The 23,192-nt window shown below is 70.7% G+C and carries 17 protein-coding genes; 8 read left to right on the top strand and 9 right to left on the bottom strand.

All coding sequences use genetic code 11. From position 1 onward, the window contains the following. Positions 1–28: 28 nt before the first annotated feature. The 6 genes from AC5P1C_RS14240 (at position 29) to AC5P1C_RS14215 (ending at position 8,899) form a co-directional block, all read left to right on the top strand. Positions 29–1,537 carry a sugar ABC transporter ATP-binding protein gene (locus tag AC5P1C_RS14240; protein WP_493866342.1) on the top strand — a complete coding sequence of 503 codons (1,509 nt, stop codon included), beginning with the start codon at positions 29–31 and terminating at the stop codon, positions 1,535–1,537. Further along, positions 1,534–2,544: an ABC transporter permease gene (locus AC5P1C_RS14235; protein WP_493866150.1), complete on the top strand. Its 1,011-nt coding sequence runs from the start codon at positions 1,534–1,536 to the stop codon at positions 2,542–2,544. The genes AC5P1C_RS14240 and AC5P1C_RS14235 overlap by 4 nt, the downstream gene beginning before the upstream one ends. Next, the gene (locus tag AC5P1C_RS14230) at positions 2,541–3,569 is read left to right on the top strand and encodes an ABC transporter permease (protein WP_493866149.1); all 1,029 of its coding nucleotides are present in this window, start codon (positions 2,541–2,543) and stop codon (positions 3,567–3,569) included. Before AC5P1C_RS14235 ends, AC5P1C_RS14230 begins: the two co-directional genes overlap by 4 nt. Beyond that, positions 3,569–4,804, top strand: coding sequence for a substrate-binding domain-containing protein (locus AC5P1C_RS14225; RefSeq protein ID WP_493866148.1), 1,236 nt, complete (start codon positions 3,569–3,571; stop codon positions 4,802–4,804). The genes AC5P1C_RS14230 and AC5P1C_RS14225 overlap by 1 nt, the downstream gene beginning before the upstream one ends. After that, a complete protein-coding gene (locus AC5P1C_RS14220; RefSeq protein WP_493866147.1) occupies positions 4,801–5,673 on the top strand; it encodes a sugar phosphate isomerase/epimerase family protein in 873 nt (290 codons plus the stop codon). Before AC5P1C_RS14225 ends, AC5P1C_RS14220 begins: the two co-directional genes overlap by 4 nt. Positions 5,674–5,776: 103 nt before the next feature. Beyond that, on the top strand, positions 5,777–8,899 hold the full coding sequence (locus AC5P1C_RS14215) for a ThuA domain-containing protein (RefSeq protein ID WP_493866146.1): 3,123 nt from the start codon (positions 5,777–5,779) through the stop codon (positions 8,897–8,899). 78 nt (positions 8,900–8,977) lie between these two features. Here AC5P1C_RS14215 and AC5P1C_RS14210 read toward each other — a convergent pair whose 3' ends face one another. Beyond that, positions 8,978–10,117, bottom strand: coding sequence for an aminoglycoside phosphotransferase family protein (locus tag AC5P1C_RS14210; protein ID WP_493866145.1), 1,140 nt, complete (start codon positions 10,115–10,117; stop codon positions 8,978–8,980). Between the two features lie 234 nt (positions 10,118–10,351). On the opposite strand from AC5P1C_RS14210, the gene AC5P1C_RS14205 reads away from it, so the two are divergent. Next, positions 10,352–11,851 (top strand): DNA-binding protein NsdB, encoded by a 1,500-nt coding sequence (locus tag AC5P1C_RS14205; RefSeq protein ID WP_493866144.1) that lies wholly within the window; start codon positions 10,352–10,354, stop codon positions 11,849–11,851. 48 nt (positions 11,852–11,899) lie between these two features. Here AC5P1C_RS14205 and AC5P1C_RS14200 read toward each other — a convergent pair whose 3' ends face one another. The 5 genes from AC5P1C_RS14200 to AC5P1C_RS14180 form a co-directional block, all read right to left on the bottom strand. After that, positions 11,900–13,324: a PP2C family protein-serine/threonine phosphatase gene (locus AC5P1C_RS14200; protein ID WP_493866143.1), complete on the bottom strand. Its 1,425-nt coding sequence runs from the start codon at positions 13,322–13,324 to the stop codon at positions 11,900–11,902. 273 nt (positions 13,325–13,597) lie between these two features. Continuing rightward, the gene (locus AC5P1C_RS14195; RefSeq protein WP_493866142.1) at positions 13,598–14,818 is read right to left on the bottom strand and encodes a metallophosphoesterase; all 1,221 of its coding nucleotides are present in this window, start codon (positions 14,816–14,818) and stop codon (positions 13,598–13,600) included. Positions 14,819–14,935: 117 nt separating this feature from the next. Further along, entirely contained in the window at positions 14,936–17,293 is a 2,358-nt protein-coding gene (gene secD, locus AC5P1C_RS14190) for a protein translocase subunit SecD (RefSeq protein ID WP_493866141.1), read from the bottom strand. Positions 17,294–17,360: 67 nt separating this feature from the next. Next, positions 17,361–17,837, bottom strand: a complete 477-nt coding sequence (locus AC5P1C_RS14185) for a hypothetical protein (RefSeq protein ID WP_493866140.1) — start codon at positions 17,835–17,837, stop codon at positions 17,361–17,363. A 317-nt stretch (positions 17,838–18,154) separates the two neighbouring features. Further along, entirely contained in the window at positions 18,155–18,712 is a 558-nt protein-coding gene (locus AC5P1C_RS14180) for a TetR/AcrR family transcriptional regulator (protein ID WP_493866139.1), read from the bottom strand. 184 nt (positions 18,713–18,896) lie between these two features. Here AC5P1C_RS14180 and AC5P1C_RS14175 point away from each other — a divergent pair, with 184 nt between their 5' ends. Then, positions 18,897–19,862, top strand: a complete 966-nt coding sequence (locus tag AC5P1C_RS14175) for an ArsR/SmtB family transcription factor (protein ID WP_493866138.1) — start codon at positions 18,897–18,899, stop codon at positions 19,860–19,862. Between the two features lie 42 nt (positions 19,863–19,904). Here the strand turns inward: AC5P1C_RS14175 and AC5P1C_RS14170 are convergent, their stop codons facing one another. The 3 genes from AC5P1C_RS14170 to AC5P1C_RS14160 all read right to left on the bottom strand — a co-directional run bounded on the left by AC5P1C_RS14170 (position 19,905) and on the right by AC5P1C_RS14160 (position 23,148). Further along, complete coding sequence (locus AC5P1C_RS14170) at positions 19,905–20,747, bottom strand: endo alpha-1,4 polygalactosaminidase (protein WP_493866137.1); 843 nt, start codon at positions 20,745–20,747, stop codon at positions 19,905–19,907. Positions 20,748–20,884: 137 nt separating this feature from the next. Continuing rightward, complete coding sequence (locus tag AC5P1C_RS14165; RefSeq protein WP_493866136.1) at positions 20,885–22,195, bottom strand: alpha-glucosidase/alpha-galactosidase; 1,311 nt, start codon at positions 22,193–22,195, stop codon at positions 20,885–20,887. Further along, positions 22,192–23,148: a carbohydrate kinase family protein gene (locus AC5P1C_RS14160; RefSeq protein ID WP_493866135.1), complete on the bottom strand. Its 957-nt coding sequence runs from the start codon at positions 23,146–23,148 to the stop codon at positions 22,192–22,194. Before AC5P1C_RS14160 ends, AC5P1C_RS14165 begins: the two co-directional genes overlap by 4 nt. Positions 23,149–23,192: the final 44 nt, after the last annotated feature.

The raw sequence follows: 23,192 nt of genomic DNA, 5'->3' as shown, positions 1-23,192 counted from the left end.
GGTGCAGGCGATGCAGGCGACGCAAGAGATGTTGGCTATGCGCGGGGTGTCCAAGAGCTTTCTCGGGGTGCGTGTGCTGCACGGCGTATCGCTCGACCTCGCCGCGGGCGAGGTGCACGCGCTCGTCGGTGAGAACGGCGCAGGCAAGTCCACCTTGATGAAGGTCCTCGCGGGCGAACACGTCCCGGACGAGGGCAGCATCACGCTCGACGGAACAGAGCATTCCTTCAGCCATCCCGCACAGGCCCAGGCCGCCGGGATCGGCATCATCCACCAGGAGTTCGCCCTCCTCGCGCACCGCACGGTCGCCGAGAACGTCTTCCTCGGCCGCGAACCGACCCGTTACGGCCTCGTCGACCGCCGAGCGATGGAGGCCCGGGCCGCCGAACTCCTCGCCGAGGTGGGCGTATCGGGCATCACGCCCCGCACGTACATCCGCGATCTGTCCGTGGCCCGGCAGCAGACCGTCGAGATCGTCAAGGCGCTCGCGTCCGACGTCCGCGTCCTGGTCATGGACGAGCCGACCGCGCCGCTCGCCGACCACGAGGCGGGTCTCCTGCACGATCTCGTGCGCCGCCTCGCGGCCCGCGGCCTCGGCATCCTCTACATCTCGCACCGCCTGCGCGAGGTCTTCGAACTCTCGCGGCGGATCACGGTGTTGAAGGACGGCCGCCACGTCACGACGGTGCGCACCCAGGACACGGACACCGACCAGGTCGTCCGCGCCATGGTGGGCCGTGAGCTGAGTGCCTACTACCCGCCGCGCGCCGACCCCGACGACATCGGCGAGGTACGCCTGACGGTCAGCGGGGGCGGCAACGACCGGCTCCGCGGCATCGACCTGACGCTGCGGGCAGGCGAGGTCACCGGCATCGCGGGCCTCGAAGGCTCCGGCCGTACGTCCCTCGCGCGGGCCCTGTTCGGAGCGGCACCGTTCACCGGCGGCACCATGACGGTGAGCGGCGCCGCCCTGCGGCCCACCACCCCCCGGCAGGCCATCCGCGCCGGGATCGCCCTGGTGACCGAGGACCGCAAGGCCGAGGGGCTCGCCCTGCGCCAGTCGGTGCGTGACAACGCACTGCTCGTGACCCGTGCCGTACCCGCCCGGGGGGAGCCGCCGGCCGCCCGCGAACTCACCGCGCTCCTGGAGCGGGTACGCCTCCAGGCGCGCGGCGAGGACCAGGAGGCCCGCTTCCTCTCCGGCGGCAACCAGCAGAAGGTCGTCATCGCCAAGTGGCTCGCCGCCCGCCCCCGCGTCCTGCTCTTCGACGAACCGACCCGAGGCGTCGACGTGGGCGCCAAGGCCGCCATCCACACCCTCGTCCGCGAACTGGCCCGCGAGGGCATCGCCGTCCTGATCGTCTCCTCCGAACTGCCCGAACTCATCGGCATGAGCGACCGCATCCTCGTCATGTCCGAGGGCCGCATCGCCGGTGAACTGCCGGCGGGGGCGGCCGAGGAGGACGTGATGCGGCTCGCCACGACAGACGCGTCCTCAGAGACGACCGACCCGTCCGGAGAGGAGTCCGCCGCGTGAGCGGTACCACCGGCACCACCGTCGCCCCACCGCCCGCCGTGAAGACCCGCGCCCCGAGCCGCAGCAGGCTCACCGATCCCGCCGTCGGCGTCTGGCTCGCGGCGGGGGCCGTCACCGCGCTCGGCTGGATCGTGGTCGCCGCGCGCGGCGGCGACTTCCTCACGCTCTCGAACGTCGTCGGCATCCTGCAGAACTGCGTCGCCCTCGGCCTGGTCGCCGTGGGCCAGACCGCCGTCATCCTCACCGGCTCGCTCGACCTTTCGGTGGCGTACCTGATCAGCCTCGGCACGCTCGTCGCCGCGACCACCATGGAGGACGGCGGCGTCGTCACGGCGGTGCTCGCCGTCCTCGCCCTGTCGGCGGCCGTCGGGTTGGCCAACGGTCTCATCGTGACCGGGCTCAAGGTCAACGCGTTCATCGCGACGCTCGGCACCGCGTTCATCCTGCGCGGCTGGATCGAGGACAACTACACGGGCCCGGCGGGCAAGGTCCCCGCCTCCTTCCAGCATCTGGGCTACGACCGGATGGGCCCGATCCCCGTCTCGCTCTTCCTGCTCGCCGCCGTCGCCGCGGCGATGTGGCTGATCACCCGGCGCACCCGCTTCGGGCACCACCTGTACGCCACGGGCGGCGACGAACACGCGGCCCGGCTCTCCGGCGTCCGCACCCGGCGTACGATCATCGCCGCCCACGTCCTGTGCTCGCTCTGCGTGGGCGCCGCCGCGCTCTTCCTCGCCTCACGGCTCGGCGCGGGCGCCCCCTGGGCGGGCACCGAGGCCCGCTACGACCTGGAGTCGATCGCCGCCGTCGTGCTCGGCGGCACCATCCTCGCCGGCGGGCGCGGGGGAGTGGCGGGGACGCTCGGCGGAGTACTCGTGCTCGCCGTGCTCGACTCCGTCTTCAACCAGCTCAGCGTCGACCCGTTCTTCAAGAACGTCGTGCGCGGCGTCGTCATCATCGCCGCCGTCGCGATCTACGCCCGGCGCGGCAGCAGGAGGTCCGCATGAGCAGCCAGACGGCCGCACCGTCCAAGGCGCCAACACCAGCCCCGTACAAGCGCGTTGCTCGCTCACTCGGCACCGGGGCGCCCGTCTACGCACTTCTGGTCGTGCTGCTCGTCGCCCTCGCCGCCACCGACCCCGGCTTCTACGAACCCGACCGCTTCCTCGCCTTCGTCAAACGTGCCGCGCCCCTCGTGATCCTGGCCGCCGGACAGTATCTGGTCATCGTCTGCGGGGAGTTCGACCTGTCCGTGGGGGCGATCGTCACCGCGGGCGTCGTCGCGGCGGCCGAGGTCTACGGCTCGTTCCCGGACGCTCCCTGGCCGCTCATCACGGCCGGACTGCTGCTGGCGGGGGCGGTCACCGGCCTCGTCAGCGGGCTGATCACCACACGCCTGAGAGTGCCCTCCTTCATCACCACACTCGGCATGATGCTGATCCTGGAGGGTGCCGTCTTCTTCTGGACGGGCGGCTCCCCGCACGGGCAACTGTCCGAGGGATTCCGCCAGATGGGACGCGGCACCGCCATGGGCTGGCTGCCCTGGGCGGTCCTGGCCTGCCTCGTCGCCGGCCTGGTCGCCGCCCTGCTCATGCGCTCCGACTTCGGCCGTACGTTGATCGCGACCGGGGACAGCGACCGCGCGGCCGCCCTGGCGGGAGTGCGCGTGCACCGCGCCCGCGTCATCGCCTTCGTCCTGTCCGGCGCGGCGGCTGCGCTCGCCGCCGTCCTCGTCGGCGGCTTCTCCGGGGTCTCCGCCCAGGCGGGCCGCGGCTACGAGTTCGAGGCGATCACCGCCGTGGTCCTCGGCGGAGTCGTCCTCGGCGGCGGCCGGGGCAGTGTCATCGCCGCGATGGCCGGCGCCTTCTCGCTCCAGGCACTGTTCACGCTGCTCAACCTGCAGGGCGTATCGGGCGCCCTGGAGTCCACCGTCCAGGGCGTCATCGTCATCGCCGCGGTCGGGCTCGGGGCCGCCGACTGGTCCCGGCTGCGCCGCCGTCGTACCCACTCCTCGGGAGGCAGACCCTCGTGATGCAGAACCTCGTCAGGCACATCAAACCGAACCGCAGACGCGCCCTCGTGCCCGCCGCCACCCTCCTCGCGGGCGCCCTGCTCGTCTCCTGCTCCAGCGACACACCGCCCGACTCGCCCGCGGGCGCCTCGCAGACCGCAGGGTCCGACCAGGACGGGGACAAGCCCTCCAAGTTCTTCGAACAGGCCGAGTACGAACGCCAGTTGAAGCTCGGCAAAGAGACCCCCGAGGGCCCGGCCGCCAAGCCCTGGGAGCAGATGCTCGAACCGGAGATGACCGATACCGCCCAGTACAAGAAGAAGGGCTCGGGCGGTACCCACCTCTGCTTTTCGAACGCGGGTGTCTTCAACCCCTGGCGCCAGGTCGGCCTGAAGAACATGAAGGCCGAGGTGAAGCTCCACAAGGAGATCAGCGACTTCACCGTCCTGGACGCCCAGGGCAAGGACGACAAGCAGATCTCCGACATCCAGGAGCTCGCGGGCAACAAGGACTGCGACGCGCTCATCGTCTCGCCGAACACCACCGCCACCCTCACCCCGGCGGTGAAGGAGGCCTGCGGCAAGCTCCCCGTGATCGTCTTCGACCGCGGCGTGGAGACCGACTGCGCCGTCACGTTCGTCAACCCCATCGGCGGCTACGGCTACGGCGCGGTCGCCGCCGACTTCCTCGTCGACAAGGTCAAGCCCAAGGGCAAGATCCTCGCCCTGCGCATCTCGCCCGGCGTGGACGTCCTGGAGACCCGCTGGTCGGCGGCGAAGCTCGCCTTCGACAAGGGGAAACTCGACGTCGTGGACGCCAAGTTCACCGACGGCGACCCCGCCAAGACCAAGTCGATCGTCTCCGACGCGATCTCCCGGCACGGCTCCATCGACGGCGTCTGGATGGACTCCGGCGCCACGGCCGTCGCCGCCGTCGAGGCCTTCGAGGACGCGGGCGTCGACGTACCGCCGATCACCGGCGAGGACCAGCAGGACTTCCTCCAGGCGTGGAAGGACAAGGACCTCACCGCGATCGCCCCCACCTACCCGACCTTCCAGTGGCGCACCCCGGTCATCGCGGCCCTGCGCATCCTGGACGGCAAGGAGGTCCCCAAGGAGTGGAAGCTGCCGCAGCCCACGGTCACGCAGGCCAACCTGGACGAGTACCTCCAGGAGGGCATGCCGCCGCTGCACTACGCGATGTGCGGCTGCCAGAAGATGCCGGGATTCCCCGAGGACTGGGGAGGCAAGAAGTGACGTACACAGCCTGGCAGGTGGGCGCCAACCCCTGGATCTGGCACTCGCCGGTCACCACCGAGGTCCTCGGCGAGACGCTGCCACGGCTCGCGGGCTGGGGATTCGACAGCGTGGAACTCCCCCTGGAACAGCCCGACGACTGGGAGCCCGCGGCGGCCGTCAAGCTCCTCGACGCCACGGGCCTCACCCCGGCGGCCGTCGTCGCCGTCATGCCCGACGAGCGCAACCTGGTCCGCACCGACCCGGGCACGCTGCGCGCCACCCAGGACTACCTGCGCCGGTGCGTCGACGCGGCCCACGCGATCGGCGCCCCGGTGGTCGCCGGTCCCGTGTACGCGGCGGTCGGCCGGACCTGGCGGATGGACCGGGCCGCGCGCACCGCGGCGTACGAGGAATGGCGCGAGCACGTCGCGCCGGTCGTCGAGTACGCGGCGCGCGCCGGAGTCCGCATCGCCGTCGAGCCCCTCAACCGCTACGAGACCAGCCTGTTCAACACCGTCGCCCAGACCCTGGAGGGCCTCGCGGGGCTGCCCGAGGAATCGACCGGCGTCGCCCTGGACACGTACCACCAGAACATCGAGGAGCACTCCCTGCCCGAAGTGGTCCGCACGGCGGCGGGCCGTATCGCCCACGTGCAGGTGTGCGCCAACGACCGCGGCGCCCCCGGCACCGACCATCTCGACTGGCCCGGATTCCTGCGCGCCCTCGGCGAATCCGGCTACCGGGGGGCGCTCTGCATCGAGTCGTTCACGGCCCACAACGACGCCATCGCCGTCGCCGCCTCCGTCTGGCGGCCCCTCGCGCCCACCCAGGACGCGCTCGCGACCGACGGGCTCGGCTTTCTGCGTCGGGCCGTGGCCGCCCTCTGACCCTCTGGCGTACGGCAATCCCACAGACATCCGGCAATCCCGCACGTCCGTCCGTCCTTCCCGCAGAGAGGACCACCACTCCATGGACTGTCATGTGCGTGACATGAGAACGCGTGACGCGAAAGGGTTGCGAAGAACGGTGATCGCCGTCGTCGCGGCGCTGCTGCTCGCGGTCGGGTTCCTGCCCGCCACGTCGAGCGCCGCAGACAAGGCGCCCGCCTTCCGCGCCCTGCTCTTCACCAAGGCCGTCGGCTACGTCCACGACTCCATCCCGGCCGGCATCCAGATGGTCAAGGAGCAGGCAGCCGCGAACAACTTCGAGGTCGTCGAGACCGCCGACGCGACGGTCTTCGACGACGCGAAGCTCGAGGACTTCGACGTCATCATCATGCTGCAGAACTCCGGCATGGTCTGGGACACCGACGCCCAGCGCGACGCCATGAAGAAGTACGTGAAGAGCGGCAAGGGAGTCGTCGCCCTGCACAACACCCTCGACATGGGCGTCGAGGACTCCTTCCCCTGGTGGGACGACCTCATCAACGCCGGTGCCCACATGCCCGCCCACTCACCGGGCGTCCTGAAGGGCACCGCCAAGGTCGCCGACCGCGTGCACCCCTCCACCAAGGGTCTTCCCGAGCGCTGGGAGCGCCCGGAGGAGTGGTACAACTTCGACAAGAACCCCCGCGGCGACGTGCACGTCCTGGTCACCGCCGACGAGACGACGTACGACCCGGGCGGCTCCAAGATGGGCGCCGACCACCCCATCTCCTGGTGCCGCAACGCAGAGGGCGGCAAGGTCTGGGCCACCGCCATGGGCCACGACAAGGCGTCGTACACCGAGCCCGCCTTCCGCGAGCACGTGCTCGGCGGCATCAAGTGGGCCGCGGGCAACAAGCCCGGCGACTGCGGCGGCACGGTCTGGTCCGGCTACGAGAAGACAGCACTGGACGACAACACCGCCGACCCGATGGAGCTGGACGTCGCCGAGGACGGCAAGGTCTTCTACGTCCAGCGCAGCGGTGAGGTGAAGATCTTCGACCCGAAGAGCCACTCCACCTCCACGGCCGGCAAGCTCGACGTCTACACCGGCGGCGAGGACGGCCTGGTCGGCATGGAACTCGACCCGAAGTTCGCCGACAACCGGTGGATCTACCTCTACTACGCGCCGGCGGGCGCCAAGGAGGACGTCAACCGCCTCTCCCGCTTCACGGTCAAGAAGGACAACACCCTCGACCTCGCCAGCGAGAAGAAACTCCTGGACGTCCCCGCCTACCGCGACCGCACCTTCCCCGAGCCCGGACACACCGGCGGCGCGGTCGAGTTCGGCCCGAACCGCACGCTCTACCTCGGCGTCGGCGACGACACCCCGCCCAACCTCGACCCCAACTGGCAGGGCTACGCCCCGCTCGACTGGCGCGAGGGCAAGCAGATGCTGGACGCGGCCCGCACCGCGGGCAACACCAACGACCTGCGCGGCAAGATCCTGCGCATCAAGCCCACGGACAAGGGCGGCTACACCATCCCCAAGGGCAACCTCTTCGCCAAGGGCACCGCGAAGACCCGCCCCGAGATCTACGCGATGGGCTTCCGCAATCCCTTCCGCTTCACCGTCGACCCCAAGACGGGCTACGTCCACGCCTCCGACTACGGCCCCGACCGGGGCGCCCCGACGACCGACCGCGGACCTGAGGGCCTGGTCGAGTACAACGTCATCAAGAAGGCGGGCAACTTCGGCTGGCCCTTCTGCCACGGCAACAACCAGGCGTACGCCCCCTACAACCCCGACACGCAGGAAGTCGGCGCCAAGTTCGACTGCGCCAAGCCCACCAACCCCTCGCCGAACAACACCGGCCTGAAGGACCTGCCGACGCTCCAGCAGCCCGAGATCTGGTACGGCTACGGCGAGTCCAAGGAGTTCCCGGAGATGGGCGCGGGCGGCTCGGCGCCGATGAGCGGACCGGTCTACGACTACGACCCCAAGAACCCCTCCAAGACCAAGTTCCCCGCCTACTTCGAGGGCGCGAGCTTCTTCTACGAATGGGCCCGCGACTCGGTCAAGGAGATCCGCTTCGACAAGGACGGCAAACTCCTGAAGATCAATGACTTCCTGAAGTCGGCGAAGTTCGCCAAGCCCATGGACATGACCTTCGGGCCCGACGGCTCGCTGTACGTCCTGGAATGGGGCAGCGAGTTCGGCGGCGGCAACAACGACTCCGGGCTCTACCGCATCGACTACGCCCAGGGCCAGCGCACCCCGCTCGCCCAGGCCAAGGCGTCCGCCACGAACGGCCCGGTCCCGCTGAAGGTCGACTTCTCCAGCGAGGGCAGCAAGGACCCGGACGGCGATCCGCTCTCCTTCGCCTGGGACTTCAACGGCGACGGCACGTACGACTCGACCGAGGCCAACCCCTCCCACACGTACGACACCAAGGGAGACTTCAACGCCCAGCTGAAGGTCACCGACGCCTCCGGCAAGTCCGGCTTCGCCAACGTGCCCGTCACGGCGGGCAACACGGCACCCAAGGTGAAGGTCGAGACCCCGGTCGACGGCAAGCTCATCGAGTTCGGCGACAAGATCCCCTACAAGGTCACGGTCACCGACCCCGAGGACGGCACGATCGACTGCTCCAAGGTCACCGTCAATCCGGCCCTCGGCCACGACGACCACGAGCACCCCACCACCGACATCCCCGGCTGCGAAGGCACCGTGGACACCGGTGACCTGGGCGGCCACCCCGAAGGCGCCGACCTCACGTACGTCCTGAACGCGAAGTACACCGACAAGGGTGGCGACGGCGTCAGCGCCCTCACCGGCTACGGCCGTTCCGTCATGCACCCCAAGCACAAGCAGGCCGAGTACCACGACGACCAGTCAGGAACCCGCATCGTCTCCCAGGAGGGCGCCGAGAACGGCAAGCGCATCGGCGATGTCAGTGACGGCGACTGGATCGCGTACAGCCCGATGAGTGTCGAAGGCGTCAGCAAGGTCAGCTACAAGCTGTCATCGCCGTACGGCGTCGGCTCGATCGAACTGCGCGCGGACGCTCCCGACGGCAAGCTGCTCGCCACGACCCCCGTCCCCAACACCGGGGGCTGGGACACCTATCAGGCCACACCCGACGTGCCGGTCGAAGCGCTGGCAGGCACGCACAAGCTGTACGTGGTCTTCAAGTCGCCACAGAACAATTCCTTCGACCTGGACGCGGTGCAGTTCACCACGTCATAGTCACCCGGAAGTAGCCGGGGGCATAGACAAGTCCGCAGTGCGCCGCTGTCCAAGGCGCACTGCGGACCGTCTTCCCCGTCAGCGAGTACCGACCGCCGCGCGCACGGCCCTGCGGGCCAGTTGGCAGTCGTCGTGCAGCCGCCGCAGCAGCAGCCGCTGTTCCTCACCGGACGGCGCAGCACCCGGGTGGGCTGGTCCCGGTGCCGCCGGGGTCGCGTCGTGCATCGATCGCTGCACGGCCATCTCGTACGTACGGATCTCCCGGGTCAGTACCAGCATCAGGTTGACCAGGAACGCGTCGCGCGCCGCCGGTCCCTGCTCCTGCGCCAGCTGACTGATCTCGCGCCGCGCCACCGGTGCGTCACCGAGCACCGACCACAGCGTCGCCAGGTCGTAGCCCGGCAGATACCAGCCCGCGTGCTCCCAGTCCACGAACACCGGGCCCGCGGGGGAGAGCAGGATGTTCGACAACAGCGCGTCGCCGTGGCAGAACTGCCAGGTGCCGTGCTGCCCGGCCGAGTGCGCGATGCCGTGCAGCAGCTTCTGCAGGTCGCCCAGGTCCCGGTCGGTGAGCAGGCCCAGCTCATGGAAGCGGGAGATCCGCTTGCCGTAGTCCATGGGCCTGCCGAACAACTCCTGTGGCGGACGCCACCGGTTGAGGTGACGGATCGCGTTGAGCGCCAACCGCACGTCCGCGCGCGGCGGCGGCTCCACGGGGTGGCGGGACAGCGCGGCGACGCGTCCCTGCATGCGCTCGATCACCAGCGTGCAGTCCTCGGGGTCCGCGGCGATGAGCCGCGGGGCCCGGACCGGAGGACGGTGCCGGACGAACGAGCGGTAGGCAGCTATCTCGTGCCTGAGGCGCTCGGTCCAGACCGGCGAGTGGTCGAGTAAACACTTGGCGATCGCGGTGCTGCGTCCTGTTGTCCCCACGAGCAGTACGGTGCGTCCGCTGCGGCGGAGGACCTGTACCGGGTTGAACTCCGGACAGATGCGGTGCACCGAGGCGATCGCGGTGCGCAGTTGCGCCCCCTGGGGGCCTGACAAGTCGAGTCTCCCGCTGAGCGGTTGCGTGCCGGGCCCCGGAACGCGTCGCGTCCGGCCGGCGCCGAGCGACCCGGCCGCGGGGCGCGCGGGCTCCAGATACGGGCCGCTGCCGGGCTGTCGGCTGTGCAGTGGCCGGGGCGGGGCGGACACGGAGGACGATGCTGTGTACATGGGCGATACAGATCCCTTCGTGTGCCTGCGAGTTGCGGCGCCTCCCGCCCCGGCTCCGTTGGGAGCACCCTGGGGAATGTCCCGCGGTGGGCCGGGTCGGGGTGGCGCTTTCCTACCTGACACCCGTCGTCCCCTGGCACACCATGTGGCGCACCCTGGCGAACCCTGGCGAATAGTCGCTCAGCAACTGACAGGCGGTTACTGTCAACTCAGCCGAGAACCTGGGGGCTTGACGTGAACGGACAACCCAACACCCGACTGTCGGACCTTTTCGGCCTGGCAGGCTGGTCCAAAGGGGAACTCGCGAGACTGGTGAACCGGCAGGCGGCGGCCATGGGCCACCCGCAACTGGCCACCGACACCTCGCGGGTACGGCGTTGGATCGACATGGGAGAAATCCCGCGCGATCCCGTGCCCAGGGTTTTGGCGGCTCTGTTCACCGAGCGTCTCGGCCGTGTCGTGACCATTGAGGATCTTGGTCTGGTCCGGCACGGGCGCGTGGGGAAACGGCATGGCGACGGTGGTGTGGAGCACCCCGACGGCGTGCCGTGGGCGCCCGAACGGACAGCCGCGGTCCTCACCGAATTCACGGGAATGGACCTCATGCTCAACCGACGCGGCTTGGTGGGCGCGGGTGCCGCGCTCGCCGCCGGCTCCGCACTGACCGGTGCCATGCACGACTGGCTGCACACCGATCCGGCCCTCGCTGCCGATGCCCCCCGCTCCGACCATCCCCTGCACGCCGACCCCGCTGGGCTCGACCGCTATGAGGCCGCCCCCATCGGGTCGCAGGAGATCGAGGAGCTGGAGACCTCCGTCGAGGTGTTCCGGGCCTGGGACGCGGCCCGCGGCGGCGGGCTGCAGCGCAAGGCTGTGGTGGGACAGCTCAACGAAGTGGGCGGCATGCTCGCCTACCGACACCCCGACCATCTCCAGCGACGTCTGTGGGGCGTCGCTGCCAATCTCGCCGTCCTCGCGGGCTGGATGTCGCACGACGTCGGCCTGGAGCCCACGGCCCAGAAGTACTTCGTGATCGCCGCGCACGCGGCGCGCGAGGGCGGCGACCGGCCGCGCGCCGGTGAGGCCCTGTCCCGAGCCGCGCGCCAGATGGTGCACCTCGGCCGCCCGGACGACGCCCTCGACCTGATGAAGCTCGCCAAGTCGGGCTCGGGCGAGGAAGTCCTGCCGCGCACGCAGGCCATGCTCTACACCATCGAGGCCTGGGCACAGGCGTCGATGGGCAAGGGCCAGGCGATGCGCCGCACCCTCGGGGTCGCGGAGGACCTCTTCGTCTCCGACAAGGGGGACGTGCCGCCGCCCAGCTGGATGCAGATGTTCGACGAGGCGGACATGCACGGCATGCAGGCCCTGGCCTACCGCACACTCGCCGATCACGACGCGTCCGCGGCCAACACCGCCCAGCGTCATGCCAAGGAGGCGATCGACCTGCGGTCCCAGGGCCGCGACCGGTCGCAGATCTTCGACTACATCTCGCTGGCGTCGGCATGCTTCATCGCCGACGACCCGGAACAGGCCGATCGGTACGCACGGTTGGCGCTGGTCTCGATGGGGTCGAACTCCTCGCACCGCACATGGGACCGGCTGCGCGAGATGTACCGCCTGACGGCCCAGTACTCCGGCTATCCCAAGATCCAGGACCTGCGTGAGGAGATCAAGATGGCCTTGCCCAAGGTGGCGGCCAAGACCGGAGGTGGCAGCCGGGTCCAGGCATAGGGCCCGGCAGGGTCGCAGGCACAGCGCCCCGCAGCGTCCGGGCGCGGGTCAGGAGTTGACCCGCGCGATCAACAGGCAGGCGTCGTCCTCACGTGGGGCCACGCCGAACTCTTCGACGACCGTCCGCACACAGTCCTGCGCACCCCGCCTGTCCGTGAAGCGTGGCGCGAGCGCGAGCAGCCGGCTCGTGGCCGCGTCCCTGGCGCGCCGGGGGACAAGGCCGTCGGTGTGCAGCAACAACAGGTCGCCGGGCTCGAGTTGGACTTCGGCCTGCTCGTACGTGGCTCCGGAAGTCGCTCCGAGGATCACGCCACCCGGCGGGGCCAGCGCGCGCCCCGTCCCGTCGCGGAACAGCAGCGGGGCGGGGTGTCCCGCCTGCGCCCAGGTCAGGGTGCGGGTCGCGGGGGTGTACTGGCAGCAGACGGCGCTGCCGAGGGCCGGTTGCGCGGTGGTGTCCAGTAACTGGTTGAGCCAGCCCATCAGTTGGGCAGGGCGCACTCCGGCGACCGCCATGCCCCGCACCGCGCCGAGCAGCATCGCCATGCCGGACGTGACGGTGACGCCGTGCCCGGTGAGGTCGCCGATGCTGAGCAGGAACTGGCCGTCGGGCAGCTCCATCGCGTCGTACCAGTCGCCGCCGACCAGTGAACTCGTGGACGAAGGGAGGTAGTGCGCGGCGAGATCGATCGCCGCGGGCCCGCCGTGCGGGAACCGCAGGGAGCCGCGCCACGGCGGCAGCACGGCCTCCTGCAGTTCGACCGCGAGCCGGTGCTCTGTCTGCGCGATGTGCCGCTGGCGGTGCAGCGAGTCACGGGTCTCGCGCACCACTCGCTGGCTGCGGCGCAATTCGCTGACGTCCCGCAAGACCGCCCACATAGAGGCGGTGCTGCCATCAGCGGCGAGCACGGGCTCGCCCATCATGTGCACCTGTCGTACGCCTCCGTCGGGGCGCACGATACGGAACTCGCCGTCGATCGGCTTACCGTCGATCAGGCAGTCCGTGACCATGGCCGTCAGCATCGGCTGGTCGTCGACGTGCACCACGGAGGGCAGCTCGTCGAGGGAGAGCGGGGGAGCCGCTGGCTCCCGCCCGAGGATCTGGTACAGCTCGCCCGACCAACTCGCCTCGTCGTTCAGGAGGTTCCACTCCGCGCTGCCGACCCGGCTGAGCAGCGAGCCGCGCTGCGGTTCGAGCGGGGCGGGCACGGCCGGAGCGGCGGGCTCCACGGCCGGTTCCACGGGTCCGTCCCGCAACTGTGCGAGGTGGTCGTCCAAGTCGTTGAGCTGATGGACCGCCAGGTCGCACAGGGCGCGCTGCCAGCGCCCCTGCGGGTCGGCGCGGTCGGGCCCGGTGTCGCGGCGCACGGCGTCGACTTCGCCGCGGAGCCGGCGCGTCTGCGTGATCAGCGCTTCGACCGAGCCGCGCTCGGGCGGCTGGGCGGAAGGGCGGTCCGCGAAGACATGGGACGGCATGAGGTGCTCCGTTGAGGATGCGGTGCGACCAAACGGGCGGGATGGACCGCTAATGACTTTCGCACAGCTGGGGGTGGCTCGTAAGGGATTTGGCAACACACGACCCGGCCTTGCTTATGGCATATGCCTATGTCCTTCGGAGCAGTGCATTCCGGCGGCAGGGTTTCGATCACCCGTGTACGTGGCGGATGACGGCCGCGACACGGCGGTTGTGGTCAGCCGTGGTCATGTGACGCGGGCAGCCCGAGCTCGTCGAAGACGGCGGACACATGGTCAGGGCGTGGAGGGCCGCTGAGGGGAGCGGAGTACGAGCAGGGTGATCTCGCTGGGGGCGAAGACGCGGAACGGCGGGCCCCAGAAACCGGTGCCGCGGCTGGTGTACAGGAGAGTGCGGGTGCCGTGGCGGGTGAGGCCGGCGAGTGCGGGCTGGTCGAGGCGGACGAGGTAGTGGAAGGGCCAGATCTGGCCGCCGTGGGTGTGACCGGAGAGCTGGAGGTCGATGCCGCCCGCCGCGGCCCGGTCGACGAACTTGGGCTGGTGGGCCAGGAGCAGGACGGGCAGGTCGGGGTCGGCGCCGTTCAGGGCTCCGTCGAGGTGGGCCCGGTGGCCGGCCAGGCCCGAGGACTCGGCGGTGACGTCGTCCACACCGGCGACCACCAGGGTGTCGCCGCCGCGTTCGAGCAGCAGGTGACGGTTGCGCAGCGGCTCCCAACCCAGCTCGTCCATCAGGTCGACCCAGCCCTGCGCCTCGCTGTAGTACTCGTGATTCCCGGTGACGTAGACCCGCGCCCGCGTCGCTCGCACGGTGCCGAGCGGAGCGGCCTGGGCACGGCGGCGTGCGGCCGTGCCGTCCGCGATGTCGCCGGTGTGGCAGACGAGGTCGGCCTCCAGGGTGTTGACCGTCTCGCAGACCCGCGCCGACCAGCGGGCGCGGTCGAGCGGGCCGTAGTGGGTGTCGGTGATGAGGGCGACGCGGGTGCCGTCCAACCCGGCTCCCAGGCGCGGGAGTTCCACGTCGAGCTCGCGCACCCGCGGCACCCGGCGGGCCTCGGCATACCCCCAGGCGAGCAGCGCGGCGGCTGTGCCGAGGACCGCCCAAGTGACGACCCGGGCCCGGTTCTGCCCGTCGCCGACGTCGGCCACGGCCAGGGCGACGCGCAGCAGGACGCCGAGCAGGACGGACCAGGTGAACAGCACCCAGCCGGCCCCGAGGAGGGTGTCCCCGATGATCGCCGCCCAGTCCTGCTGCCGTCGGCCGTGGCCCCGCATCATCGCGAGCGGCATGCCGACAAGCCCCAGGGCGAACAGCGCCGTGCCGCCCAGCGCCACGGGCAGCGGCCAGTGCTGGCCGGTGTGGAGCAGGACCCAGCACGGCACGGTCCACAGCAGGACGGGGGCGATCAAAGGGATGTAGCGCATCAGGCGGCGCAGTCGGCTCTGCTCGGTCGCCTGCGCCGCACCGTCCGCGGATCGTGCTTCGCTGGTGTCGGTCACGCTTCCCCTCCTCACCTCGCCGGACTGTCGACCCGCGCAATCTATCCGGTTGCCCCGGAGGCCGTCCCGCCGGTCACGGATCGAGCCACGTCGCCCCCGCACCCGGACCAGCCGGGGTCACACGACGGCGCCGGTGTCCTCCCTCGCCGCGCGCCGTGCATCGAGGGGGCTGCGGCCCTTTCCGGACCCGGTGGGGCGTCCGCGCCCGCCACGGCGCTCCCGCGGCGGGCGGTGCCGTTCCAGCGTGACCGCCGTCGGTACTGCGGTGAACACGGTGGACACCGTGCCGATCACCACTCCCGCGATCAGCGCCAGCGAGAAGTCGGCCAGCGAGTCCCCGCCGAGCACGGCAAGCGCCGTGAGGATGAAGAGCGCCCCCATGCCGGTGTTGACGGTGCGCGGCAGGGTTTGGAGGACGGCCCTGTTCGCGGTGGCTTCCAGGTCCATGCGGGGATCGCGGCGCCGTGCCTCCCGCACGCGGTCGAAGACGACGACGGTGTCATTGACCGAGTACCCGATGACCGTGAGCAACGCCGCGAGGAAGACACTGTCCACCGGTTTGCCGAGCCAGGCGAACAGTCCCACCACGACCAGTACGTCGTGCGCCATCGCGCTGACGGCCGCCGCGGCGAACGTCCACCGGAACCGCACACTCAGATACAGCAGTTGCGCGGCGACGGCGATCCCGAGCGCGATCAGTGCCTTCACCCGCAGCTCGTCACCGAGGCTCGGGCCGATCATCTCGTCGCGCTCGACCGTGACGTCGCCGCCCGGCTTCTCCAGCGCGCTCTTGATGGCGTGCTGTTCGTCGTCGGTGAGTTCACCCGTGCGTACGGAGATGTCGTCGTCGCCGGACTCCTGGACCACGGCACGGGGGAAGCCGGCGTCGGCCACGACGGTCCGGGCGGTGTCGACGTCGACCGTCCGGCTCGTGGAGTACTCGACGAGCCGGCCGCCCGTGAACTCGACACCGAAGACGAGACCGCGCAGGGTGATCCCGGCGACCGCGATCAACACGAGCACCGCACTGACGCCGAGCCAGCGCCTGCGATGGCGCACGATCTGCGGGTCGCGTCGCGCCAGCCAGGCTCGCACCCGTCCCGTAGAGGTGATCCCGGTGATGCCGGGCCGCCTCCGTACGAAGCGGCGCCGCACCGCGAAGTCGGCCAGCACGCGGGTGACGACGAGGGCCGACACCATCGACGCGACGACACCGATGGACAGCGTCACACCGAATCCCTTGACGGGTCCGGTGGCGAAGAAGAACAGCAGGCCCGCGGCGAGGAGCGTGGTGACGTTGGAGTCGATCACCGCGCTCCACGCCTTGCCGAATCCGCGGGCGAGGGGCTTGTCGAGCGACTTCGTCCGTGCGCCGAGGTATTCCTCGCGGGCCCGTTCGAAGACGAGCACGTTCGCGTCGACGGCCATGCCGATCGCCAGGACGAAGCCGGCGAGGCCCGGCAGCGTGAGCGTCGCCCCCAGGGCGACGAGGGACGCGTAGGAGATGAGTCCGTAGAGCGCGAGCGCGAGGGTGGCGAGGGCGCCGAGGAGTCGGTACACGACCATGATGAACAGGGCCGTCAACGCGAGCCCGATGAGCGCGGCCTGTGTCGACGCGGCGATGGCGTCGGCGCCGAGCGTCGCGCCGACCGTCCGCTGCTCGACGACGTCCACCGGCACCGGCAGGGCGCCTCCCTTCACCAGCGCGGCCAGATCCCGGGCCTGTTCGTGCGAGAACCCACCGGTGATGCGCGTGTCGCCGCCGGTGATGCCGGTGTCACACGACACGTCGGGGTTCATGCTCGGCGCGGAGATGACCTTGCCGTCGAGGACGATGGCCACGCGCCGTTCCGGAGAGCCCTGGGCGGCGCAGGCGGCGTCGCCGGTGACGCGGGCCCAGTCGCCGCTCGCGTCCTCGCGGAAGGTGAGGCCGACGGTCCAGCCCGCCACCCCTTGCTGGTCGAAGGCGGCTTCCGCGTTCCGCACCCCGTCGCCGGTCAACGCGGTCGCCCCGAGCCGCAGATAGGCCCCCTTCTGATCGGGGTCGGGGAGGGTGCGGGATCCGTCTTCGGCGCTGCGGCCGTCGCCTCCGGGGGCCCGGTCGGTGATGCCGGATACGGGGTGGATGGTCAGCTGGGCGGTTCGGCCGATCACGTCGGCCGCCTCGCGCGGGTCCTGAACTCCCGGCAGCTCGACGATGATGCGCTTGTCGCCCGAGCGGGACAGGCTCGGCTCGGACACACCGAGCGCGTCCACGCGCTGGCGCATCACCTCCAAGGCGCGGTCGGTGGCCCGGGAGTCGGCCTTGATCTTCCGGTCGGGGGAATCCTTGGTCTCCAGGACGATCTGGGTGCCGCCCCGTAGATCGAGGCCGAGGCGGGCGGACTGGGTGAGAGCGACGGCGAGCGACGCGGCGATCACCGCGAGTGCGAACAGCGCACGCCACAAGGGCGCGCGGGACTTGGTCTGAGACATGTGACTGCTCCACGGCAGGACGAAGGGCAGCGGGCCGCCCGCTGCGCACGCGCGGTGCGTGGAGAGGTCAGCCGCTGACGACGGTGATGTCGCTGCGCGGAGCAGGCGGCGCACGCGGTGCTGCCGGTCCTGCGGAGTCCTGTTCGGCCGACGGGCCCCGCGCGAGGGCGTGGTCCGGTCCGCCGAGGCCGCGGAGCGAGGCCGGCTCGGGCGCCGTCGCCGTGATCAGTCCGGGATACGGGGAAGGAACCGTCTCGGGAGGGATGCCGCGGGCCGCGGCTGTGTTCAGGAGGGCGGCGTGCGGGTCGGGTCGGCCCTGCGGGTCGCCGCACCATGCGGAGACGGCCGACGAGGCGTCGGCCTGCGCCGCCGGAGAGGTCAGCGACCCCGAGGGGGCGAACAGCGTGACGAGCGCGAGCAACGCCGCGGAGACCAGCGCGAGCACCCGCGACGCTCGCGCGTCCCGGGCGGACGAGCCAGACGAGCCAGACGAGCCGGACGAACCGGACGAGGGGGACGAGGGGGGCGTGGCGTGCTGTGGCACGGTGCCTCCCTGCTCGTGCGGTGGACCTGGTCCCGGATCGGAGATCGGTTCTCCGACGAGCAGAGCGTCCGACGCCGGGGGCGTCGGGCACTGCCGCCCCCCAGCCTAAGCAACCGGGCGCTGCTTTGGGGAGGAGCCCGCCAGGGTCGTGAGCTCCCTGTTTCGGACGCATCCGAAACGGCTTCGGACGCATCCGAAACGGCTACCGTGACCGTACGCCGGAGCCGTATGCTGCGGCGGCTCGGGAGTCGAAGCGGCCCGGAGTCCTGGTCGCGGTGCATGAGCGGCAAGGGCCAGGCCTCTCCGGATCCGCCCTATCAGGTCGCGGTGTCGAGCACGGCCTTCGCCGCCCGGCGGGCGTGGAGCGCAGCGTCGGTGTCGCCGGTGAACGTGGCGATGGCCATCGCCCCGTCGAACAGCACCGCCAACTGTGCCCCGGTCCCGGCCGCGTCCTGGACGCCCGCCTTCGCGACCAGGTCGGTCAGCAGCTCACGCAGGGCTTGCTTGTGTGTCTGCACGGCCGTGACGACGACCGGTGAGGCGGCGCCTGCTTCGCCGAACGCGCCCGCGAACACGCAGCCGTGGAAGCCTGGTTGGTGGAACCAGTCGTTCAGGAAGTCGAAGGGGCCGAGGGCCTTGGCCACCGGATCCTCGATGGTGTCGATCCGCTGGACGATCGCCGTGCGAGCCGTGAGGTCACGGCGGGCGAGACAGGCCGCCAGCAGCTCGTCCTTGGACGGGAACAATTCGTAGAGCCGCTTCAGCGGCACCTCCGCGGTGTCCCGGACACGCCGCATCGTCACCGCGTGGACGCCGTGGGCGTAGAACAACTCATCGGCGACCGCCACCACATGAGTGCGCGCGGAGTCAGGCATGGTGCGCCCATTCTCTCCAACACGCCTGTCCTGAACGCGCCTTCAGCATCTGCATCACCCTCGTGGCGGATTGAGAACCGCGGTTCTCGTCAGTATCGTCCCAGCATAGAACAGGAGCGTTCCGGCTCGTCATGCGGTCCGGAACGCGTTCATCGAACGCCGTGGCTGACTATCGGGGGAAGTCGTGTTGCGTATCCATTTCAGCGCCGGAGACCTGGCTCGCACCAGGATCGCCGAAAAACCGGACCCGCTGTGGGAAACGGTCCTCAGCCTGCACCAACTCCGCGAGAGGAGGCGGGAACCGGTGCTCGACGGCTGGCGGCGCCGCAGGTGCGCGCGTGCCACCCACGCCCTGCGGATGCTGTCGCCGTTGATGCCGCCGCGCGGTTACTTCCCGGACTTCCTCACTCCCGCCGAGGGCTCGGGCGGACTCGAGTGCGGGATCGACGCCGTGCTGACCACTCCGCGTCGTCAACTGCGCTCCGAAATCACGCTGTTGGCGAGCGGCAACCCGCTGCCTCCCTGGGCCGGGCAGCTGGCGGAGGGAGACGTGAGCACGCTGCACCGCCTGGGTCAGGCCCTGCGCCAGTACCACGCATCCGTCCTGGAGCCCTCCTGGCGGGACATCACCTCCCGCGTCGAGGACGACCGGCGGTTCCGGACCGAGACGCAGTGCCGCCTCGGCACCGAAGAGATGCTGCGTACGTTCGCGCCGGTGCTGCGCTGGCAGTCCCCGGTCCTGTGCGCCGACTACCCCGTAGAGCGCGACGTGCGCCTGGAGGGGAGAGGGCTGCTGTTCGTGCCCTCGTACTTCTGTCGCAGTACTCCGGTGGCCCTGCTGGACGAGGCTCTGTGGCCGGTCCTGGTCTACCCCGCACGTCCGCCCTGTCCGGAGGCGCTCGCCACACCGGGCGCCAGGTTGGCGCCGCTGCTCGGCCATACCCGGGCCGCCGTACTGCAGGCACTGCAAGTGCCCTGCACGACAAGCGAGTTGGCGCGCTGCGCGGGAGTCTCCCTGTCCTCCGCGAGCGAGCACGCTTCCGTGCTGCGCCGCGCCGGACTCGTGGCCAGCACCAGGGAACGCCACCGCATGCAGCACACGCTCACGCAACTCGGAAACCATCTGCTCACGGGAGCGCTGGTGGGTTGAGTACGGGAGCCCGGATCCATCGTTCCGAGCCGATCAAAGCCATCAGCACTGCGCGAAGACGTACCCCTTCGTGCCCTTGGGGCTGACGTCGCGGTCGCGCAGGGTGACGGACAGGCGGGGGCCCCAGGCGTCGCAGGCGGCGCGGTAGTCCTTGCGCGTGTACTCGACGGCGAAGACCTTGTCTTCGTAGGCGTCGGCGAAGTCGCCGCACTCCTTGTACGCCGCGCACTCCTCGACGACGGCGAAGTCGAATCCCACGCGCCCGCGGTCGGGGAGGAGGTCGGTGGTGTTCTTCTGAGCGATGGCCAGGCCGCGGCTGTGCGCCCGCTCGGCGAGCAACTCGGCAAAGGCCGCGGCGTGTTCGGACGTGAGGAGGTCGTCGGAACGCTCGTAGGAGTCCAGGTTGTCGGGTTCGACCGCGTCGTAGCCCTTCTCGGCGCAGCCGTCGATCCACGGTCCCACGACATCCATCAGGTCCCGGCGCTTGCCGGGCGTGGAGATGTCCAGGAGCGGCTCCTCCCAGTCGGTGTCGACCACCAGGGAGCCGCCGTCGTCCTTGAGCAGCAGGTCGGGGTGGTTCTTCTTCCACCAGGTGATGGCGTCGCCGGGCTGGGTCTGGAAGGCGTTGACGTAGCAGACGTTGTACAGGCCCTCGGCCGGTTCGGCCGAGCGATCGCGGGAGACCGCCCGGACGGCGGCGTCGGGCGGGTAGGGGCCGCCGAGCTGGTAGTCGAAGACGGCGTCGGCCTCCGGCGGGCGCACGGAGGCCGGCCGGTCCGTGGCCTTGGTGTCCTTGCCGTCGCCGGCGGTGCAGGCAGCGGCCAGGGCAAGGGCGGCGGCACAGGCGGTGAGCCGGCCGAGGCGCGAGCGGTGCAGGCGGTGCATGAAGGGCTTTCGTGAGAGGCGGCGGCCGGTGGGGGCGCGACATACACGGCCTTGGCGGTGACCGTACGGAAATGTATGACGATGTCGATCTTACGTCGGGCGCCGCATCGAGCGCCGACACGGCGGTGGACCGCCGGTCAGTCGCCGAGGAGTCGCCGCAGGGAGGGCTGGAGGCGGTCCCCGTGGGCGCTGACCATGTCGTCGCACAGCCGCCAGATCTGTTCCACGGGAAGGGCCGCCGCGGTGGCCGGGTCGGTCATCGCCGCGTGCCGGATGTGGCGCGGCTCGTCGTCGAGCGCGGCGCGGACGACCAGATCGTTCATGCTGAGGTAGGTGCGGTTGAGCGCGGCGAGCTGCGGGGGCAGGGATCCCGCGCGGGTGGGCTGCACGCCGGATGCGTCGACGAGGCAGGGCACTTCGACCACCCCGTGGCGCGGGAGGTTGTCGATCAGGCCGTGGTTGGGCACGTTGCCGTAGACGGTGCGCGGGGTGCCGGTCACGATGCTGTGGATGATCTGAGGGGCGTACTCCATGGTGCCCTCGACGGTGAGCGGTTCGCCGGCGGCCAGGGCGTCACGGGTGTGGCGGTAGGCGGCGACGTTCTCGTCGACGATGCCGAGGTAGGCGCCGATGGGCAGGCGCAGGCGCTCGATCTCACTGTCGTGGTGCAGGTACCAGGGGACGTACTCGGAGGAGTGCTCGCTGGTCTCGGTGGGGTAGTGGCCGAGCCGCCGGTACATGTCGACGCGCACCCGGCGCCGCAACTGCGCGTCTCGTTCGATCAGTTCGTCGAGCCGGGGGTACAGGTCGGTGCCCTGGTGCTCGAACTTCAGCACCCACGCCTGGTGGTTGACGCCCGCCGCCCGATAGGTGATCTCCTCGTACGGGACGCCCACGAGCTCGGCCAGGTCCCGCATGGTCCAGTACACGGAGTGGCACAGGCCCACCACGCGGGTCAGGCCGGTGGCTTGGGTGAGGTACTGGATGTTCATGGCCATGGGGTTGGTGTAGTTCAGGAGCCAGGCGTCGGGGCACAGTTCGGTGATGTCCTCGCCGAGTGCCTTCAGGAGCGGGAAGGTGCGCAGCGCGCGGAAGATCCCGCCGATGCCGAGGGTGTCGCCGATGGTCTGGCGCACCCCGTGGCGGGCGGGGACCTCGAAGTCGGTGCGGGTGGCGTCGCCCATGCCGACCTGCACGATGTTGATGACGAAGTCCGCGCCCGCCAGGGCCTCGCGGCGGTCGGCGTGGCTGGTGATGGTCGCGTGCGCGCCGAGGTGTTCGGCGATGTGGTCGGCCGCGGCCTGCGCGGTGGTCAGGCGTTCGGCGTCGATGTCGTGCAGGGCGATATGGGCGCCCTGCAGCTCGGGGAAGGCGAAGAGGTCGGCGAGCAGGCCTTGGGTGAAGACGACGCTGCCGGCGCCGATGAAGGCGACCTTGGGGTGGGTCATGAGGCGTGCGCTCCGCTCAGGGTGGTGTGGGCGAGTACTTCGTCCCGCGTGGGCTGGGCCGAGGTGCCGCCGTGGGCGCGGGTGGACAGGGATCCGCAGGCGACGGCGTACCGCAGTGCCTCGTGCGGGGGCCGCCCGTCGAGGAGGGCGGCGATGAACCCGGCGTCGAAGCTGTCTCCGGCGCCGACGGTGTCGACGGGGGCCATGGCGAGGCCCGGTGCGGTCAGGAGTGTGTGGCCGGTGTGGCACAGGGCGCCCTCGGCGCCGTTCTTGACGACCGCCAACGGGACGCGGGCGGCGAGGAGTTCGGCCGCCTCCTGCGGACTGCCGGACGATGGACCGGCCAGCCGCAGCGCCTCTCGGGCATTGGGCAAGAGGATGTCGGTCTCGGCCATGACGGCGTCGAGGGCCGTCGGCTCCCACCGGCCCGACGGGTCGTCCTGGGTGTCCAAGGACGTGCTCGCACCGTGCCATCGCGCGGTGCGCAGCAGCCGGGGCAGGTCGGCGGCGAGACGTGGCTGCAGGAAGTACGAGGCGGCGTGGACGTGCCGGGCATCGGCGAGGAGTTCTGCGGGGACGTCGTCGCCGCTGACGGCGGTCAGGGTGCCCGGCGACGTGAGAATGGCGCGGTCCTCGCCCCGGGTGAGTACGACGGTGAGCGGGGTCGGCAGGGAGGCGTCCAGGTGCAGGGCGCGGGTGTCGACTCCGCGGGCGGTCAGGGCGTCGCGGATGTAGCGGCCCGCGTCGTCGTCGCCGACGCGGCCGGCGAAGGCCACCTTCAGGCCGAGACGCGCGGCCCCGCACGCCATGATCGCGGCCGAGCCGCCCAGGGTCAGGGCCCCGGCTTCGACGAGTTGTTCGCGCTGGCCGAAGGCGAGGGGGCCGGTGAGCGGGCCCAGGATCACGTCGGGGTTGGCGTCCCCGATGACGAGCAGGTCGTACGAGTGCGGCATCGCGTTCCTTCGGATCGTGCGGGAACAGGTGCGGTGAGGTCGGC

The sequence above is a fragment of the Streptomyces sp. A18 genome (assembly GCF_059026065.1).
This window is presented reverse-complemented; position numbering and strand designations above follow the sequence as displayed.

Coding starts and splice junctions, on each gene's coding strand:
- AC5P1C_RS14240 (WP_493866342.1), top strand. CDS start 29: ATGTTGGCTATGCGCGGGGTGTCCAAGAGCTTTCTCGGGGTGCGTGTG.
- AC5P1C_RS14230 (WP_493866149.1), top strand. CDS start 2,541: ATGAGCAGCCAGACGGCCGCACCGTCCAAGGCGCCAACACCAGCCCCG.
- AC5P1C_RS14225 (WP_493866148.1), top strand. CDS start 3,569: ATGCAGAACCTCGTCAGGCACATCAAACCGAACCGCAGACGCGCCCTC.
- AC5P1C_RS14215 (WP_493866146.1), top strand. CDS start 5,777: ATGAGAACGCGTGACGCGAAAGGGTTGCGAAGAACGGTGATCGCCGTC.
- AC5P1C_RS14210 (WP_493866145.1), bottom strand. CDS start 10,117: ATGTACACAGCATCGTCCTCCGTGTCCGCCCCGCCCCGGCCACTGCAC.
- AC5P1C_RS14200 (WP_493866143.1), bottom strand. CDS start 13,324: ATGCCGTCCCATGTCTTCGCGGACCGCCCTTCCGCCCAGCCGCCCGAG.
- secD (WP_493866141.1), bottom strand. CDS start 17,293: ATGTCTCAGACCAAGTCCCGCGCGCCCTTGTGGCGTGCGCTGTTCGCA.
- AC5P1C_RS14180 (WP_493866139.1), bottom strand. CDS start 18,712: ATGCCTGACTCCGCGCGCACTCATGTGGTGGCGGTCGCCGATGAGTTG.
- AC5P1C_RS14170 (WP_493866137.1), bottom strand. CDS start 20,747: ATGCACCGCCTGCACCGCTCGCGCCTCGGCCGGCTCACCGCCTGTGCC.
- AC5P1C_RS14165 (WP_493866136.1), bottom strand. CDS start 22,195: ATGACCCACCCCAAGGTCGCCTTCATCGGCGCCGGCAGCGTCGTCTTC.
- AC5P1C_RS14160 (WP_493866135.1), bottom strand. CDS start 23,148: ATGCCGCACTCGTACGACCTGCTCGTCATCGGGGACGCCAACCCCGAC.